The following is an 18,262-nucleotide window of genomic DNA, read 5'->3' as shown; positions in this document are numbered from 1 at the left end:
GCGGTCATTCCAGCCAGGTGGTCGAAACGTCGATCACGCCGTTGTAGATTTTTGGAAAACCCTTCAGCCTGGCGCTGGACAGCGCATAATAAGTGTTCTGGAAGGTCCAGAACCAGATCGCCTCCTTGTTGATCAGGCGGCTGATGGCGCAATAGTCCTCGGTGCGCGCCGCGGGATCTGCCGTGACGCGGGAATGGTCCAGCAACCGGTCCAGCTCCGGATCGGCGAAGTTGGAGAGCGCGAGCGGGCTGCCACTGCGGAAGTTCGCATACATCTGCGGATCGGGATCGGCGAGATCGACGATGCGCCACGGCACCATCTGGAATTGACGCATGAAGGCGCGCGGCGGGATGGTAGCCTGATCGACCTGCTCGATTTCCATATTGGCACCGACGCGCTTCCAGAATTGCTGGAGCACCTGGCCGATCATGCGGCCGCGCGGCGTCGCGGTCACCAGCGTCTTGAACTCGACCGGCTTGCCGTAATCCCTGAGCAGCGCCTTGGCCTTCTCGACGTCGAACGGCAGCGCGCCGTCGTCCTTGCACTTGACCCAGGAGCCGTCGCCGTAGGGGTTGCTCGCGGGCCGACTCAGGCCGTTGCTGATCGCCTGCGACATCTTGGGACGGTCGATCGCCATCACCAGCGCCTGCCGCACGCGGACGTCGTCGAACGGCGCGACCTTGGTATTGAAAGCGTAGACCGCGGCGCCCGAGCCCTTGTAGGTGTGCACGGTGAGCTTGGAGTCCTTCTGCGCTCTCATGATGTTGTCGGCGTCGTTCTCGTCGTCCCAGATGATGTCGGCCTCGCCCGATTGCAGCGAGGCGAAGCGCGACTGCGCGTCGGGCAGCGGCTTCAGGATGATGCGGTCGAGATAGGGACGGCCCTTGTCCCAATAGTCCGGGTTCTTCTCCAGCACCATGCGGTCGCCGGCGGTCCATGATTTCAGGATGTAGGGACCGGTGCCAACCGGATTGCGATTGTAGTCGTCACCCTTGGTCTTCCACGCCGTCGGCGAATGAATGACGTTGTTGGAGCTCTGGATGGTGTTCGTCGCCGGCAGGTTCACCGATGGATCAGTCAGATTATAGACGACGGTGTATTCGTCCGGCGCCAGCACTTCCTTGACGTTGGTGATGTAGAAGGCGCAGCGGCACTTGTTGGCGGGGTCCTTCTGGCGGTCGAAATTCTCCTTGAAGGCCTGCGCGTTGAACGGCGTGCCGTCGTGGAATTTCACGCCCTGGCGCAGCTTGAAGGTCCAACTCTTGTAGTCGTCGGAATGAGTCCATGACACCGCGAGCTTCGGCGCGGCCTCGCCCTTGTCGTCGAGCGTGGTCAGCGTGTCGAAAATCGCGGCGGCGGCGGTGTTGGTCGAGGTGTCGTAGACGCCGACCTTGAGCGGATCGAAGCCGGGAATGTCCAGCTCCTGGCCGACGGTTATGCTGCCGCCGGCCTTCTGCGCCAGCGACGGCTCAGCCAGTGGAAGGAGCGCAAATGCCGCAACAAGGAAAATCGGCGTGCGCTTGCACGCCGCGGCAGCAATGTTCGTCATGGTTCCTCCCGGGATCCTCGTCCGATGTTTCGGATCGCTGATGACTCGGGCAAGCTTGGCGGTAAATGCTCGCCACGGCAAGAGGAACACAGGGGGTTCGATCCGCATGCGCGCGGCGCGATGCGCTCAGCTGGTCGCTTCTGTTTTGCCTGACGGAATTGGCGCATCATCGCCGAGGCCGATTTCGTCGCGCAGCGCATCCGTGTGTTCGCCAAGCGCGGCCATCGTCTTGCCCGGCGTCGTGTCGGCGCCCGTCATCCGGAACGGCAGATTGAGCACCTGGAATGCGCCGCCGCCGTCTTCCACCGACGAGAGCGCCTGCCGGTGCGCGAGTTGCGGATCGGCAAGAGCCTCCTTGATGGTGCGATAGGCCGAGGCCGGCACGCCGGCAGCGCTTAAATCCACAAGACATGCGTCGGTCGTGAGCGGCTTCGACCAGGCCTCGACGCCGTCCATCATGTCGGCCCAGTGCTCGCGCCGCGGAGCGTAGGAGGCGAAGCGCGGATCGGAGATCCATTCGGGCCGGCCGATCACACCCATCAGGGCCTGGAACGTCTTCTCGCTGGCGACCGTGATCATGACATAGCCGTTGGCGGTCTCGGTCGGCCCGAACATCGGGCGTGGCGGCGGCTTCACCGCGAATTGCGAGCTCTGCAGCTCGATCACCGTCAAGGTCAGCATCGACTCCAGCATGGAGACGTCGATGTGCTGGCCGAGCCCGCTCACCGTGCGCTGATAGAGCGCGGAGGCGATCGCGCCGAAGCCATAGGTGCCGGTGACGACATCGGCATGGTAGATGCCGCAATAGTCCGGACGATTGCGACCGGGCTGGTAGGCGAGATGCGCCATGTCGTAGCCGGAGGCGGCATGAATCACCGGCGCGTAGGCCGGCAGCTCGGCCGAGGGACCGCTCTGGCCATAGCCCGAGATCGAGCAGTAGATCAGCCTGGGATTGACCGGGCGGAGACTGTCATAGTCGAGCCGCAGCCGGCGCATCACGCCCGGACGAAAGTTCTCGACCAGGATGTCTGATGTCGCGACCAGCCGGCGGACCGCCTCCCTGCCGTCTTCCGACTTGAGATCGAACACGACGCTCTTCTTGCCGACATTGAGCTGGCCGAACACGGTGCTGCAGCCCTTGCGCAGCGGCGGCCGCGTCCGCATCGTCTCGCCGCCGTCGGTCTCGATCTTGATGACTTCGGCGCCCATGTCGGCCAGCATCCGCGCGCAATGGGGACCGGCAATCGTGGTCGAAAAATCCAGGACCCGCAGGCCCGCGAAGGCCTTTGTCGTCGCGGCTTCGTGCTTATCTGCTAGCTGCATTCTTGCTGCGCCCCGGGTCGCTCAGGAACTATCGATGTTCCCTATCGTTGTTGCGCCGACCCTAGAGGGCGGCGGCTGAGTAGGAAAGTCTTTACCGAACGAACGTGTCTCGTGGACAGGCTGAGTTTTCCAGGGGCAACTGGACCCGATCTTGCATAGCAGCAATCGGGATCGGAAGAGGGCAATCGTTCTTGAGGGTCTTATTCGTTACCACAGAGATGGACGACTTTGTCCGCGTCGGCGGACTTGGTGCCGTTTCCGCTGCCCTCCCCCGCGCGCTCCGCCCCTTCGCCGATATCCGGATCATGCTGCCCGGCTATCGCGACATCATCGAGCAACTGACCCATATTCAGATCGTAGGGCGCTGCCCGGCCTTCGCGGAGATGCCGGCCTGCTCGCTCGGCCGGGCTGCCACCAAGGACGGCCTGCCGGTCTATGTGCTGTTGTGCTCACAGCTCTACGATCGTCCCGGCAATCCCTATGGCGATGAGTCCGGACGCGACTGGCCGGACAACGACATCCGCTTCGCGCGCTTTGCTTCGGCTGCCGCTGAGCTTGCCATGGGCAAGCTGGACAAGAATTGGGCAGCAGACCTGGTCCATGCCAATGACTGGCAAGCCTCGCTCGTGCCGGCCTATCTCGCCTGGCGCGGCGCCAAGCTGCCGTCGATCCTGACCATCCACAACCTCGCCTATCAGGGTCTCTTCCCGAAGGAGTCGCTGCGGCGGATCGGCGTCCCCGAAAGCTCCTTCCACATCGACGGCGTCGAGTTCTACGACCAGCTCTCCTTCCTCAAGGCGGGCCTCGTCTATGCCTCGCACCTCACCACCGTCAGCGGCACTTACGCGCGCGAGATCACGACGGAGGAATTCGGCTGCGGCCTCGAAGGCCTGCTGCGCGTCCGCTCCGATGCGTCCGAGCTCACCGGCATCCTCAACGGCATCGACGAGAGCTGGGACCCGCGCTCCTGCGCCCAGCTCGCGCAGCAATTCGGCGCCGGCGACTGGGTCGGCAAGAAGGCCAATGCGGATTACGTGCGCAAGCAGTTCGGCCTCGCGGTCTCGCGCGGGCCGATATTCGCGATCGTCGCACGCCTCGTGCACCAGAAGGGCATCGACCTCGTGCTCTCGGCCGCCGACGAGATCATCGATGCCGGCGGGCAGATCGTGGTCACCGGCTCCGGCGAGCCCGCGCTCGAGCAGGCGCTGATCGACGCCCATCGCCGCCGCCCCGACGCCATCGGCGTCACCATCGGCTTCAACGACGCCCAGGCGCGCCGCATTTTTGCCGGCAGCGATTTCACCCTGATGCCGTCGCGCTTCGAGCCGTGCGGCTTGAGCCAGATGTACGCCCAGCGCTTCGGCTCGCTGCCGATCGGCCACCAGACCGGCGGCCTTGCCGAGACCATTACCGACGGCGAGACCGGCTTCCTGTTCTCGAGACCCTCGCACGAGTCTTTCTTGGGCGGCGTCCGCCGCGCCTTCGGAGCGTTCATGGCCCAGGACCAGCTCGACACCATGCGCCGCAGCGCCATGGGGCGGTCGTTCTCCTGGAGCATCTCGGCGGGAAGTTACAGCGCGCTGTATCGGAAGCTGGCGGCGGTGTGAGGCCAGCTACTTCCCGCGCACGTCCATCTGCGGCCGGCCGATCCAGGCTCGGTTGAGGCAGCGGGTCATCCAGTCGGGCTGCGGTTCGCCGCGCAGCCGGGCCTGCGCTTCCTGATAGGGACCGACGTAGCGCAGCCGATCCGGCAGTTTCGGATAGACCCGCCGTATCCATCTCAACGCATTGTCCGCAGCTCTCTTGTCGCGCTCATCAAGCTCAAACCCGAAGCCCGCGCGCAAACGCTCCGGCAGCAGGCTCGCCGTGAGCGCGCGATACCAGCGCGGCGGCCGCAGCCACGGACGCGCGCCGCCAAAGATCTGCGCGGCGATCTCGCGTGCCGCTGGGCTCACGGTCAGCGTGTCCGACTGCGCCATCGCTGCGGTATAGGCCGCAAAGCCGGACCAGTCGGCCGGCAGATCATCGCCCGTCAGTCCGAACAGCGCGCCAAAGGTCCGGCTCTCGGTCCAGTAGCGCTCGCGCTCGTCGACCGAGAGCGGCGGCAGGACCAGATCGTGCGCCATCAACGCGGTCTCGGCCAGCGTCGCGTGGACCCAGCGCAGCGACGGGATGTCGTTGGCGGAGTAGCGCGAGCCGGCCGCGAAGGGACCGACCGTCTCGGGCATCTCGCCGACGATCATGCTGTGGCGCCGGTGCAGTTGCCGCGACGACAGCATGGCGCGGTCGAGCGAGCCGAACACCATGGCAAAGACGATGTCGAAGGTGCGGTGGAAACGGCCGATCGGATCCGCAAAGGTTTTGGAATGCTCGGCGATGGCGGCAGCGACCCAGGGATGCGCGAGTTGCAGCAGCAGCGCCCGGCCGGCACCGAGAAAGATGACGGCCTCGCGGTCGATCCGCCAGGTCACAGAGGACGGACCGAACACACCGGGCACCGGTCCGGCCGCATTGACGCGGACGTGATCGAGAGCCAATTCCAGATCGTTCCCGTTCACCACTTGCAGGGCCTCATCGATTACGGACCGGCGCCGACGATCCACAGGGCCTGTGGCAATTCCATGAAGCGAACGGCCGCTTGTCGCGCTATTCCGCGGCCAGCGGCATCTTGTCGATATGCTCGTGCAGCACCACGCCCGATAACGGATCGAATTCGCCGATCCACGGCTTGCGCGCCAGCACCGACCTTGTATGGGCGTAACCGGCGTCCCAGCGCTGCATGATGCCGGACGGGCTGAAGTCGATGTCCTTGGTATGGGTCTCGCGATCGAGCCGCGGCGCCAGCAACCGCACCACATGCATGCGCGTCGAACAGCCGTAGCCGATCAGATCTCTCACCGCGGGATCATCACGCTCGCTCTCGGGCAATCGTGCCGCAAGCTGGTTGATGACGTGGCGCAGCCGATGGGCCTGCTGCTGGCGCTCGATCTGGCTCGCGATCCGGCTGGAATACTGCACGTCCTTGTGCCGGTTCATGACCTCCGCCATCGTCGTCGGCTCGGCGCCGACGGGATTCCACAGATGCACGGAGAAGATCAGCGAATTCTTGCGCGGATTATCATCGAACACGGCTTCCGTCGGCGTGTTCGACAGGATGCCGCCGTCCCAATAGAGCTCACCGTCGATACGCACCGCCGGGAAGGCCGGCGGCAGCGCACCCGAGGCCATGACGTGCTTCACCGTCAGCTCGCCGTCGCGGCTGTCGAAATAGCGCATCTGGCTGGTACCGACATGGGCCGCACCGACCGTGAGGCGCGGCGAGCCGCAATTGGCGAGGCCGAAATCGACGAGCTCGCGCAGCGTGCCCTCCAGCGGCGCGGTCAAATAATAGCCGGCGCGATCGGCGCCGAGCGGATAGGACTCGCCAGCATGCGCCGCCAGATTGGGCTTGAAGAAGCCTGGAATGCCGCCTGCGACAGTCGACCAATAGGCCAGCTTGTCGTCGAAGCCGGGGACGCCGGTCCGCAGAGGCCAGACCGGAGCCTGCTCCATCCGCTTCCAGAATTGCTTCAGGCGCGCGAGCCGGTTCTCCGGCGCGTTGCCGGCGATCAGGCTCGCATTGATGGCCCCGATCGAGGTGCCGATAACCCAGTCGGGCTCGATGCCCGCCTCGTGCAGGGCCTGGTAGACGCCCGCCTGATAGGAGCCGAGCGCACCGCCGCCTTGCAGCACCAGCACGACCTGTCCCGGCAGGTCCTCGGGCCCGCACACCTCGGCATTTTCCCGCATGTTTGTCGCACTCCTGCTCCAGAGAGCTTACCCCTCTCTTCTTCGCACATCCTCAGACATTGTTACGCCCGGTGGCTGCCGACCGTCCAGCGACCATAATCCGGATGGGGGCGTAGCGATGGGCGGCGTGACCCTTGCCGCGGCCTGGCGCTTGGCTGCCTCCCGCGGCGGCCAGGCGATCGCGCTCCAGGCGGCCGCGCCGCCGCGTCTGGACGAAAGCCTGACCAAATGCATTCGCCGCGCCATCCAGAACAGGCGCGGCGGCCAGGCGTGGACTTGCCGAAGTCGGCGCGTCAGAACGCGCTCCGGTACTGCGCGATTTCACTGCGGGTGCCGTAGATCCACATCGGCTCGCCGCATTCACTTGGGCCGTGATCCGTCATGCATGCAGCGCTCCATGGCGGAGCTGCGATCTGGCGGCCCTCGATCGCATAGGAATGCGATCGACCGGCCACGTTGTTGACGCGAGGCCGCGCTGTCGCTGACGTGGCCACCGACGGCACGAGCAACAGTACGACCAGAAGAGATGGGATCAATTTCGTCATCATCGAGGGTCTCCGTATGATTATCGTCGCGCGTGAACGCTTCCGATAACCAGACTTGTGTTGGAGACCCGATATTTCCCAAACACCGATTAGTGAGAACTACTCCGCCGCGGCCCCGCCTGCACAATCTCGACGCCTGATCACAGGGTGGTGCGCCGGGTCTCCGGCATCACGAACAGGATCAGCAACAGCCCAGTCGCAGCAATGCTTGCCAGCCCGAAGAACGCGGTGGCGTTGCCGAACATGTCGCTGACATAACCGCCAAGCGCGGTGCTGAGGGACGCCCCGATGCCGCTCGCGGTGCCGACGATGCCCTGCGCCAGATTGAAGTGTCCGCTGCCGAAGGCGACGTCGGCCACGATCAGCGGGATCATCACCGCGAACACCGCCGCCGTAAAGCCGTCGAACACCTGCACCAGCACCAGCAGATAGGGATCGCGCACCGTCGCGAACAGCAGGCCGCGGATCGTCAGCGCGCCAAACCCGACCAGCAGCAGCGGCCGCCGGCCCCAAAGCTGCGCCTTGCGTCCGACCGTTGGCGACAGCAACGCGACGATCGCTTGCGGCACGACGATGCAGAAGGCAACGAGCACCGTCGCCCACTGGCTCGATCGCGCCGTCACGGCGCTTGCCATCAGCGGCATCATCGCGGCGTTGGCGAGCTGCAACAGCAACACGCTCAGCGCAAAGACGATCAGCGGTTTCTGCCGGATCAGGTGCCAGATATTGGAGTCGCCGCGATCTTCCGCCTCGCGCGGCATCTCGCCGTGGCAGCGCGCGATATCGACCTCCTCCTCGCGGATGCGCGACAGCGCGATCAGGGTCGGGATCGCGAGCAGGAAGGTGACCAGGAATACCGAGCGGCTGGAGAGCAGATAGCCGGCGGTCCCCATCACCGCCGCGGCAACACCGTTGCCGAGCGAGGCAAAGCGGGCGTTGCGGCCGAGCCGCTCGCCGATCTTGAGTGGACCAACCAGACCAAGGCTGATCGCGGCGATCGCCGGACCCAGCACGCAGCTCGCCGCCGCATGCAAAGTGGCCGCGGCGATCACGACGGGGAAGATCGGCATCGCCGCATAGGCGAGCGCGCAGCAGCCGATGGTCACGATCGCAAGCGCTGCGACCAGCCGCTCGGATTTCGCCGCGTCGATGATGGCGCCGCCCGGCATCTGGCCGATCAGCGCGACGATGCCGCCGATCGACAGCACGAGGCCGATCTCGACTTGCGTCCATTTCTGCGTCGTGAGGTAAACCGCGATGAAGGGGCCGAAGCCGGTCTGCACGTCGGCGAGGAAGAAGATGAACCAGTCGAGGCCGCGCAGGCTCCGGCGCGACGGCGCCGGAATGCCCGCAGGCGGAGGTGCGGCGACGTTGTCGTGTTCAACGCGTCCCTCGCGATCTGCAAGCTTCGGCTTCCTCGACAACAGCACAGGCAGTCAGCCCTCCCCCCTCCTCATTGGATGGCTTGCAGCGGTTGAAGACTGCCGGACGCGCCAAGCACGACCATCGGCGTGTCTTCCTTGTATTCCGGCGCGGCCGCGACCTGCGCCTTGGTCAATTCCAGCGTGATGCTATCCTTCTTGTTGGTGATCTTGCCGAAACGAAGCGCGTTCCAATCCACCACGATCCTGCGGCTGCCGACGCCGAGGAAGCCGCCGAAATCGATCACGGCGGCGCGCACGCGACCGGTGAGATCGACGATGACGTCGACGATATGGCCCATGTCCTCGTCCGCCGCGCTGCGCACGTCACGGCCGAGCACGCCATGGGCATCGCTGGCGCCGATGATGGTCACCGACGGCGGTGGCGCGGCATCCTTCGGTGTGACAGGCACGACAGAGGCCGGCGGCTGCACCGTCGGCGGTGCGTTCGCCTCGGTGGCGGCTGCGGGAGGTTCTTCCGCGGCACGCGATACGGCAACCGTCAGTCCCGCGACGATCGCGACGCTTAAGGCCAACCATCCGGCGCTACGCATGAACCCTCCTAGCCGCAGCTCCCTAGCGCGCCAGCACGATCGACACCTGTATTTGCCCGCGCGTGCGCAACACCTCCAGCGCCACGTCGTGGCCGTGGCGGCTGACGCGCAGATCGACGCTGGACTCGCCCAGCCGCAGATCGCGCAGGATGACCTCGTTCAAAAACGTCGGCAGTTGCGGATTGCGCAGGCGGATCTCGCAGCGCGCGACGTCGAACTCAATGCCGAGCGCCGCCTCCAGCAGCGTAAAGGGCGTCGCGCTGGCCCAGGCCTGCGGCGCGCAGGCGACGGGATAGAGCGTCGGGCCACGCCGCTTCTCGCGGCGGAAGCCGCAGAACAGCTCCGGCAGCCGGCGCAAATCCATATAGGTCGCGGCATCGAACAAGCCCTTGAACACATGCGCGACCGAGTGCTTGAGCCCGTAATGCGCGAGCCCGAGCGCGATCAGCGCGTTGTCGTGCGGCCAGATCGAGCCGTCGTGATACGACATCGGGTTGTAGCGCGCCTCGCCGCGCGCGACGGTGCGGATGCCCCAGCCCGAGAAGAAGTGCGGTCCCATCAGATCGGCGGCGACGCGACGGGCGCGGTCCTCGCGGATCATGCCGCTGAACAGCACCTGCCCGGCATTCGAGGTGCGCACCTCGCACCGCCGCTTCTTGCCGTCGAGCGCAAGCGCGTAGGTGCCGAGCTCCTCGCACCAGAACGCCTCCTCAAAACGCTCGGCGAGCGTCCTGGCCTCCGCCTCGAGCCTCTTGGCGACGTCGGGCTTGCCGAGCCGCAGCGCGCATCGCGCGGCGAGCTGTTTTGCTGCGTAGACATAGCCCTGGACCTCGGCGAGTGCGATGTTGCCCTCCGCGAGCTTGCCGTCGGCATGGAAGATCGCGTCGAAAGAGTCCTTCCAGCCCTGGTTGGCGAGCCCCTTTTCGGTGGCGCGCTGGTATTCGACAAAGCCGTCCTGGTCGGGGTCGCCGGGACCGTCGATCCAGGCAAGCCCGGCCTCGATCGCCGGCCACAGCTCGACCAGCGTCTTCTCGTCGCCGGTGCGCTCGACATAGCGCCCCGCGAGCAGGACGAACAAGGCGGTGGAATCCACGCTGCCGTAATATTGCGAGAACGGCACCTCGCGCAGCGCCGCCATCTCGCCACCGCGCATCTCGTGCAGGATCTTTCCCGGCGCAGCATCGGCGAGCGGATCGACCGCCTTGGCCTGGAAATGCGCAAGCCGACGCAGCACGCCCTTCGCCACGCGCGGATCGACCCACAGCATCTGCAGCGCCGTGATCAGGCCGTCGCGGCCGAACGTCGTCGAGTACCAGGGAATGCCGGCATAGGGATAGCGCCCCTGCGGCGTCTCCGTCATCAGCATGTTGAGGTCGGCCATGGCCTGGCACAGCACCTCGTTGAAAATGTTGTTGGAGGTCTCGATGCTGGCCGCGCCGTTCGTCGACTGCCGCATCTCGCGGCGATGGGCGAGCAGGCCCCTGAAGAAGCGCGCCGGCTTCTCCGCGATCGGCCGGTTGCAGGACACGGCCACGAACAGCGATTTGGCCTCGTGCGGGTCCAGTTCGAGCTGCCAGGTCGCGGCATTGACCGAGAGCCGCGTCGGACGCGGATCGAAATGCAATCCGGTGGTCCGCTCGGCATCGTCGAGGCCACGATACTCGAACAGGACGTCGCTCGGCCCGAGCAGCCTGCTGGTGCCGGTGCCGCGGCGCGGACGCCGCTCGCCGCGCACTTCGAACAGATCGGCAAAATCGTTATCGAACAGCAGCGTCAGCTCGAAAGTGGCGCGTTGCTCTCCGTGGTTCTGCAGCCCGATGCGCTGATACGCCGTACCGCGCCACAGGAAGATCGTGCGCACGATGTGCAGCAGGTCCTTTTGCAGGACAATGCGGCCCTGGCGATAGATGTCTGGATTGGTCAGGTCGACCGTCAATCCCGAATTGTCGTCGCGCAGGTTCGAGCCGAGCAGCAACGGCTGGAGATCGTCGAGCACAAGCTCCAGCCGCGCCAGATAGCGCGTGTCATGGTTGAACAGGCCATCCGGCCCGCCGGCCGACGCGCCGATGTCGCCATGACTGTCCAGCACGATGAAAGTGTCATCGTGCTTGAGCGAGCGACGGGGCCGGGCGGCGGGCCCCGTCATCGGAATGTAGAACGCCTGCTCCGCGACGGTCTCGACCGTCTGCGTTACCGAAATGACCTTGGTTGCGGCTTCGGCTGCCATGAGCTGCTCCCCTGCGGCTGGTTTTCGAACGCGACCAACGCAACGCAACTGTTGGATTTACGCGGCGAACTTCGCGAGCCGGCTCATTTCCTGCGTCACTAGCTCACGGTACGGACCGTGGCCCTGCATCAGGCGATCGGGCGCGCCGTCCTCGATGATCTTGCCATGCTTGAGCACGATCACCCGGTCGAAATTGCGCAGTGTCGCGAGACGATGCGCGATCGCGATCACGGTGCGGCCGCGCATCAACCGCGCCAGCGCCTCGCGGATTGCCTCCTCGGACTCGCTGTCGAGCGCCGCGGTGGCCTCGTCCAGCAGCAGGATCGGCGCGTCCTTGACGAAGGCGCGCGCGATCGCGATGCGCTGGCGCTGGCCCCCGGACATTTTCACGCCGCGGTCGCCGACCATGGTGTCGAGACCGTCCGGCAGGCTGTCGATGAAATCGCAGCGCGCCGCGATCGCTGCGCGCAGCACCTCGTCGTCGGTCGCATTGGGACGGCCATAACGGATGTTCTCGCGAATCGAACGATGGAACAGAGAGATATCCTGCGGCACCACCGAGATCGCCTCGCGCAGGCTCTGCTGCGTCACCATGGCAATATCCTGCCCATCGACGGTCACACTGCCCTCGTCGACATCGTAGAAGCGTTGCAGCAGCGTGAACAGGGTCGATTTGCCGCCGCCGGACTGGCCGACCAGACCAACGCGCTGGCCGGGCTGCAGCCGCAGGCTGAAGCGCTCAAAGATCTTCTCACCGCCGGGATAGCCGAAGGTGACGTTGTTGTATGCGATCGCGGCACCGCTCTTGACCAGCGGCTCGGCCTCGGGGTGATCGCGCAGCTCGTGCGGCACCAGCAGCGTCGCGATCGCCTCGGTCAGGCGCGCGACATGCTGGGTGACGTCGACAAGCGCCACCGCAAGGTCGCGGGTCGCGCTCAGGATGGAGATGCCGAGTGTACAAACAAGCACGACGTCGCCGGTGGTCGCCTCGCCCTGTTGCCAGAGTGTGACGGCCCAGGCCATCAGCGCGACGGTCAAGAGCACGGTCACGGCTGCGTGGAACAACCGCAGCTTCTCCAGATAGCGCAGGCTGCGCCCGCGTGCATTGACTTCCCGGTTCACCGTGGCATCGAACCGCTCATGCTCGTGGCCAATGCCGCAGAAGGCGCGGACCAGCGGCATGTTGCTGATGACGTCGATCATCTCGCCGTCGACGGCGGCGGCCTTGTCGGCAAAGTCGTCATGCAGCGGTTTGCCGGCCGCAGCGAGACGGAACATTGCGGCCACCATACCGCCCGCAATCACGGTCAGGCCGAGCGCCATATAGGGGCTCACGGTTCCAATCAGCGCGATCGCCGCAATTGTGGCGATGCACGGCGGCAACACATTCCAGACGAACATGTTCTCGACGGTGAACACCGCATTGGATGTGGCCGTAATGCGACTGGTCAGCATGCCGGGCATCCGGTCCGAGAAGTAGCTCGGCGCATGTCCGGTCAGATGACGAAATATGTCACGGCGCAAATCGCCGGTGACGCGAACGAAGGTGAAGCTCGCGGTCCAGCTCGCGATCCGCCACAGAAAGTTGTCGGCGGCGATCAGCGACATGAGCAGAATGAATGCCAGCCATACGCTGCCGCCATGAGAGGTTCCCGCGGACAAGGCGTCGACAAGCGATTTAACGCCGTACTGTGTGCCTACCGAGCAGGCAACCGCTGCAACCACAGCGCCCAGGATCACCAGATGGGACGCCAAACGATGCCGCAGATAGCGCAAGACAAAGGCAAATGGCCTGCGCGCATATCCAGAAAGTTGATCCATTTCGCTGCGACCCCGTTATCATTTTGAATTTTTGTTACTGGTCGATTGAACATCGACCGCTTCGCCTCGGTTCCCGGGCAAAGCCATCACGACATGCGGATGCGGACGATGTGAGATGAGGTGATGGCATCATCGCGGCCGAGCGTGCTGTGTGTCGAAGAAGTAACGTTCGTGGAAGGAACTTCGCAAATGCGAGAACGTTCCCTCCGCGGCGTTGCCGGTGCCGAACTCGGTAGGGGCTTTCATTGCAATGATCACTCAGAGGAGAAGGTGAGATGCGCATCGCGCAGGTAGCTCCGTTGACGGAGGCTGTTCCACCCAAGCTGTATGGCGGCACCGAGCGGGTGGTGCACTGGTTGACGGAAGAGTTGGTTGCCCTTGGTCACGACGTGACGCTATTCGCCAGCGGCGACTCGCAGACATCGGCGAAGCTGGACGCATTATGGCCGCGGGCGCTTCGCCTCGACGGTTCCGTGCGCGATCCCAACGCGCTGCACATGGTGCTCCTGGAGCGCGTGCGGCAAAAATGTGACGACGAGGAGTTCGACTTCCTCCATTTCCATCTCGACTATTATCCGTGGTCGCTGTTCCACCGGCAGCCGACGCCGTTCCTCACCACGCTGCATGGCAGGCTTGATCTGCCGGAGCATCAACCGGTCTTCAACACCTTCTCCAACATGCCGGTCATCTCGATCTCGAACGCACAACGGCGGCCGGTGCCGCAGGCGAACTGGGTGACGACGATCCATCACGGCCTGCCGGAGAACCTGCTGACGCCGAAGCCGGCGAAGCAGGAGTATCTCGCCGTGCTCGGCCGCATCGCGCCCGAGAAAGGTGTCGATCGCGCCATCAAGGTCGCGATGCATTGCGGCATCCCGCTGAAGATCGCGGCCAAGGTCGATCGCGCCGACCAGGATTATTACGACGAGCTGATCAAGCCGATGATCGTGAACAACCCGCTGGTGGATTTCATCGGCGAGATCAGCGATCACGAGAAGTCCGATTTCCTCAGCGGCGCGCTCGGCCTGCTGTTGCCGATCGACTGGCCGGAACCGTTCGGCCTCGTGATGATCGAAGCCATGGCCTGTGGCACGCCGGTCGTTGCCTTCAACCGCGGCTCGGTGCCGGAGATCATCGACGAGGGCCTCACCGGCTTCGTGGTCGAGGACATCCTCAGCGCCGCCGGCGTCGTCAACCGCCTCGCCCAGCTCGACCGCACCGCCATCCGCAAGCAGTTCGAGAAGCGCTTTACGGCGCGGCGCATGGCGCTGGACTATCTCGCCGCGTATCGCAGCCTGACCGAGGCCACCGCGCCGCGGATCAAACTGGTGAGCAGCGCGGAGTAGGACCACTCTCTTGTCCCGGACGCGCTGCAACGCCCTTAGCGTTGCGGCGCAGAGCCGGGACCCATGCGGCAAGGCACACTTTCGGAAACATGGGCCCCGGCTCTGCAACGCACCGCTGAAGAAGCGCTGCGCTGCGTCCGGGGCAAGAGTCCTTACACCACCACCGTCCGCTTCGGCTCCACGATCTCGAACATCCGCGGGAATTCGTCCATAAGGCCCATCAACTCGGCGAGCCGCATCGGATTGCCTGATAGCTTGACCTTCCCGGCAGCGACCGCTTCCGGAAACTTGGTCAGCTTCGCGATCACCTCATCCAGCGTCGCGCGCGCCAGCGTGAAGCTGGCATCGGCATTCTCGGCCTGCACGCCTTCGGAATAAGTCAGCGCGCAGTTCTCCAGATTGAGCACAAAGGTCTCCCCGGTATCCGAAAAATTCCAGTTCAGCACGATGTGCTTGCCTTCCGCCTTCGGGCCGTTGAGGCGGATGCCGAGCACGTCCCAGAGCTGTGAGGTGCGCAGCGCCGCAAGCGTCTCGCGCGGCATCGGTGGACGCGGCGGCGTCTTCGGCATGCCCTGGCGCAATTCCTGCGCACCGAACAGATAGGCGTTGCGCCAGGTCGAGCTCTCGGCGGCATAGCCGAGCTGCTCCAGTGTATCGGCCAGCAATGCGCGCGCCGCTGCATGATCAGGCTCGGCGAAGACGAGATGGCCGAGCGCCTGCGCCACGAAGCGGAATTCGCCCTTGTCAAAATCGGCACGCGCCCGCGACAGGATTGCGTCCGCACCGCCCATATACTCGACGTACTTCCTCCCAGACTCCACCGGCGGCAGCGGGTCGAGATTGACCGGGTTGGCGTCGTACCAGCCGAGATATTTTTGGTAGATCGCCTTCACGTTGTGGCGGATATGGCCGTAGTAACCGCGGCCGTGCCAGGCGCCTTCGAGGCTCTTCGGCAGCTGGATCGTCTCGGCGATCTCGGCTGCGTTCAGGCAGTGGTTCATCAGTCGGATGGTCTGGTCATGCGCGAACTTGTAGAGGTCGCGCTGCTCGCGGATCATGGTGTCGATGCGCTCGCGGCCCCACACCGGCCAGTGATGCTGGCCGCACATCGCCTCGGCCTTGCCGCCCCACAGATGCAGCGCCTCGTTGAGGTACTTCGACCAGGCCAGCGCATCGCGCACATCGGCGCCGCGGAACGGCAGCAGATTGTGGAAATTATGCGTGCAGTTCTCGGCGAGGTTCAAGAGCTTGTAGCGCGGCAGGAAAAAATGCATCTCCGCCGGAGCTTCGCTGTTCGGCGCCATCTGGAATTCGAATTCGACGCCGTCGATGACGCGCTTGTCGCCGGTCGCCATGATCAGGTCGGTCGGCCGCAGCAGTGCCACCGCGCCCGCCGCCATGGTCTTGCCGAGACCGCAATCGACCTGCCCGCGCACGCCCTTGGCGAGGAATGGCCCGAACTGGTATTGCGCCCGGCGCAGCATCGCCGGGCCCGCAATGATGTTCTCGGAGACGGCGTGCTCCATGAACAGATTTGGCGCGATGATCGGCACCCGGCCGGTCGCGAGCGCATCCTCCTCCAGCACGCCGCGCGCACCGCCCCAATGATCAGTATGGGTGTGGGTGAAGATCACAGCCGCAACCGGCTTCTGGCCGCGATGCTCAAAATAGAGATCAAGGGCGGCGCGGGCGCCCTCGATTGAGGTCAGGGTGTCCACGACGATGACGCCGCTGTCGCCCTCGATCAGCGTCATGTTGGCGATGTCGAGCCCGCGCACCTGGTAGACGCCAGGCACGACCTCGAACAGGCCGTGCTGCATGTTGAGCCGCGACTGCCGCCACAGGCTCGGATTGACCGTCGGTGGCGCCTTCTCGTCGGACAGGAAACCATAAGGCTCGAGGGTCCAGACCGTCCGTCCCTGCGGATTCGCAATCTTCGCGTGCTCGATGGTGCCGAGAAAGCCGCGCGCAGCGTCGTCGAAATCCCGCGTGTCGGAAAACGGCAACGCGTTCAGCATCGCCGTCTGCTGCGCAATCACGGACGGCGTTGCGTCCTTTGGCTCACTGCTGAGTTCGGTCATGTTGTATCCTCCCGGCCTGATGCGCGGCATCTAACCGCATCTCGCGGTCGATTGCCATCGCTGGTGGCAACAGGGAAGTAGGCGCCTCTTCTTCCCTTCTCCCCTTGTGGGAGAAGGTGGCGCGAAGCGCCGGATGAGGGGTATCTCTCCGCGAATTCAATGAGAGTTGGACGCGCGGAGAGAACCCCTCACCCGTCTCGCCGCTCCGCGGTGCCCTCAATGCATCCCCAGCACCCGCGGCAGCCACAGCGTCAGATCGGGCCAATAGGTCACGATGACGAGGAAGCCGAGCATGGTGAGGAGCCACGGCATCACCGCGCCCGCGAGATCGGTGATGCGCATTCGCGCTATCATCGATGCGACGTAGAGGTTCAGGCCGACAGGCGGATGGCAGAGACCGACCTCCATGTTGACGTCCATGACGATGCCGAAATGCACGAGGTCGATGCCGAGCTTCTTGGCCGCCGGCGCCAGGATCGGTGCCATGATCAGGATGATCGAGTTCGGCTCCATGAAGTTGCCGGCGAGCAGCAACAGCACGTTGACGACCAGCAGGAAGCCGACCCATCCGAGGTTTTGTGCCGCGATCCAGTCGGCCAGGGTCGCCGGCAGGTTCTCGTTGGCGAGCACGAAGGAGAACAGCACCGCGTTGGTGACGATGTAGAGCAGCATCGCGCTGGTGTTGGCGGCGCGCAGCAGCACGCGCGGCACGTCCTTCAGGCCGATCGCCTTGTAGACGAATACCGCAATGACGAAGGAGTAGACCGCGGCCATCGCGGCGGCTTCCGTGGCGGTGAACAGGCCGCTATAGATGCCGCCGATGATGATGACGACCAGCATCAGGCCCCAGATGCTCTCGCGGAAGGCGTGGACGGTCTCGCCCCAGCTCGCCTTGGCCATTCGCGGATAGTCGCGTTTGCGTGCGAGCCACCAGGTGACGATGCAGAGCATGGTGGTCAGCAGCATGCCGGGCAACAGGCCCGCGACGAACAGCGCGCCGATCGAGGTGTTGGTCGAGACCGCATAGACGATCTTCGGGATCGACGGCAGCATCAGGATGCCGAGCGAGCCGGCCACCGTGATGATGCCGGCGCCGAAGCGCATGGGATAGCCGTGGCGAACCATCTCGGGCAGTACGATGGCGCCGATCGCGGCCACCGTCGCCACGCTCGAGCCGCACACCAGCGCGAACATCGCGCAGGCGACGATGCCGGCAAGACCAAGGCCGCCGTGCCAGTGCCCGATCAGCGAGGTCGCGAAATTGATCATGCGCCGCGCGACGCCGCCATGGGTGAGGAAATTGCCGGCGAGGATGAAGAACGGGATCGCCATGATCTCGAAACCCTCGATGCCCGTGAAGAGCTTCATCGAGACCGCTTCGATCGGCACCGTCGTCAGCGTGAACAGGAACGTCATCACGGTGAGGCCGAGCGCGATCGAGACCGGAATGCCGGTCAGCATCAGCGCGATCAGCAGCGTGAACACGGTGAAGGCGCGCAGCCAATGCGGCAGCACGATCACGCCAAACTTCTCGGCGAGGCACATCGCAAAGATCAAAATCGGCGCCATGATCAGGATCACGCCGAGCGGCGAGACTTTTCGCGAG

At 64.8% G+C, this 18,262-nt stretch carries 13 protein-coding genes; 2 read left to right on the top strand and 11 right to left on the bottom strand.

Features of this window, described 5'->3' with window-relative positions:
* Positions 1–4 precede the first annotated feature (4 nt).
* Complete coding sequence (locus V1280_RS40495) at positions 5–1,549, bottom strand: ABC transporter substrate-binding protein (protein ID WP_334536293.1); 1,545 nt, start codon at positions 1,547–1,549, stop codon at positions 5–7.
* 126 nt (positions 1,550–1,675) lie between these two features.
* The gene (locus V1280_RS40490) at positions 1,676–2,872 is read right to left on the bottom strand and encodes a CaiB/BaiF CoA transferase family protein (RefSeq protein WP_334536291.1); all 1,197 of its coding nucleotides are present in this window, start codon (positions 2,870–2,872) and stop codon (positions 1,676–1,678) included.
* Positions 2,873–3,063: 191 nt separating this feature from the next.
* Here V1280_RS40490 and glgA point away from each other — a divergent pair, with 191 nt between their 5' ends.
* Positions 3,064–4,479 carry a glycogen synthase GlgA gene (glgA, locus tag V1280_RS40485; protein ID WP_334536289.1) on the top strand — a complete coding sequence of 472 codons (1,416 nt, stop codon included), beginning with the start codon at positions 3,064–3,066 and terminating at the stop codon, positions 4,477–4,479.
* A 6-nt stretch (positions 4,480–4,485) separates the two neighbouring features.
* On the opposite strand, the gene V1280_RS40480 is transcribed toward glgA, so the two are convergent.
* The 7 genes from V1280_RS40480 to V1280_RS40450 form a co-directional block, all read right to left on the bottom strand.
* Positions 4,486–5,433 (bottom strand): oxygenase MpaB family protein, encoded by a 948-nt coding sequence (locus V1280_RS40480; RefSeq protein WP_334536287.1) that lies wholly within the window; start codon positions 5,431–5,433, stop codon positions 4,486–4,488.
* Between the two features lie 85 nt (positions 5,434–5,518).
* Positions 5,519–6,661, bottom strand: a complete 1,143-nt coding sequence (locus V1280_RS40475) for a patatin-like phospholipase family protein (RefSeq protein ID WP_334536285.1) — start codon at positions 6,659–6,661, stop codon at positions 5,519–5,521.
* Positions 6,662–6,954: 293 nt separating this feature from the next.
* Positions 6,955–7,209: a hypothetical protein gene (locus V1280_RS40470; RefSeq protein ID WP_334536283.1), complete on the bottom strand. Its 255-nt coding sequence runs from the start codon at positions 7,207–7,209 to the stop codon at positions 6,955–6,957.
* A gap of 137 nt (positions 7,210–7,346) precedes the next feature.
* The gene (locus tag V1280_RS40465; protein ID WP_334536281.1) at positions 7,347–8,636 is read right to left on the bottom strand and encodes an MFS transporter; all 1,290 of its coding nucleotides are present in this window, start codon (positions 8,634–8,636) and stop codon (positions 7,347–7,349) included.
* A gap of 23 nt (positions 8,637–8,659) precedes the next feature.
* Positions 8,660–9,181, bottom strand: a complete 522-nt coding sequence (locus V1280_RS40460; RefSeq protein ID WP_334536279.1) for a PRC-barrel domain-containing protein — start codon at positions 9,179–9,181, stop codon at positions 8,660–8,662.
* 22 nt (positions 9,182–9,203) lie between these two features.
* Positions 9,204–11,408: an amylo-alpha-1,6-glucosidase gene (locus tag V1280_RS40455; RefSeq protein WP_334536278.1), complete on the bottom strand. Its 2,205-nt coding sequence runs from the start codon at positions 11,406–11,408 to the stop codon at positions 9,204–9,206.
* Between the two features lie 57 nt (positions 11,409–11,465).
* On the bottom strand, positions 11,466–13,229 hold the full coding sequence (locus V1280_RS40450) for an ABC transporter ATP-binding protein (RefSeq protein ID WP_334536276.1): 1,764 nt from the start codon (positions 13,227–13,229) through the stop codon (positions 11,466–11,468).
* A gap of 275 nt (positions 13,230–13,504) precedes the next feature.
* On the opposite strand from V1280_RS40450, the gene V1280_RS40445 reads away from it, so the two are divergent.
* Positions 13,505–14,575: a glycosyltransferase family 4 protein gene (locus V1280_RS40445; RefSeq protein WP_334536274.1), complete on the top strand. Its 1,071-nt coding sequence runs from the start codon at positions 13,505–13,507 to the stop codon at positions 14,573–14,575.
* 152 nt (positions 14,576–14,727) lie between these two features.
* Here the strand turns inward: V1280_RS40445 and V1280_RS40440 are convergent, their stop codons facing one another.
* Positions 14,728–16,656: an alkyl/aryl-sulfatase gene (locus V1280_RS40440; protein ID WP_334536272.1), complete on the bottom strand. Its 1,929-nt coding sequence runs from the start codon at positions 16,654–16,656 to the stop codon at positions 14,728–14,730.
* Between the two features lie 216 nt (positions 16,657–16,872).
* Complete coding sequence (locus V1280_RS40435) at positions 16,873–18,156, bottom strand: TRAP transporter large permease (RefSeq protein ID WP_334538537.1); 1,284 nt, start codon at positions 18,154–18,156, stop codon at positions 16,873–16,875.
* Between the last annotated feature and the right edge of the window lie 106 nt (positions 18,157–18,262).

Origin of the sequence: Bradyrhizobium sp. AZCC 2230, from assembly GCF_036924495.1 — a bacterium.
Classification (GTDB): domain Bacteria; phylum Pseudomonadota; class Alphaproteobacteria; order Rhizobiales; family Xanthobacteraceae; genus Bradyrhizobium; species Bradyrhizobium rifense.
This window is presented reverse-complemented; position numbering and strand designations above follow the sequence as displayed.